At 61.8% G+C, this 241-nt stretch carries 1 protein-coding gene; it reads right to left on the bottom strand.

Going from position 1 to position 241, the window contains the following annotated elements:
* Nucleotides 1-241 (bottom strand): cbb3-type cytochrome c oxidase subunit I (locus IG88_RS40015; protein WP_037837598.1); only part of this gene is annotated, 241 nt, incomplete at both ends.

The following is a 241-nucleotide window of genomic DNA, read 5'->3' as shown; positions in this document are numbered from 1 at the left end:
GGTGAACTTGGGCCACCAGAAGTGGAATCCGGCGAACATCGCGAACACGACGGTGCCGAACACCACGTAGTGGAAGTGCGCCACCACGAAGTACGAGTCGGACACGTGGAAGTCGATGGGAGGCGACGCCAGCATCACGCCCGTCAGTCCGCCGAAGAGGAAGGTGACCAGGAAGCCGGTGGACCACAGCATCGGTGTCTCGAAGGACAGCGACCCCTTCCACATGGTGCCGATCCAGTTG

It is taken from the genome of Streptomyces sp. NRRL F-5650, assembly GCF_000721365.1.
Lineage (GTDB): Bacteria > Actinomycetota > Actinomycetes > Streptomycetales > Streptomycetaceae > Streptomyces > Streptomyces ardesiacus.
Note: the sequence above shows the minus strand (reverse complement) of the source record. Positions and strands in the feature narration are given on the sequence as shown.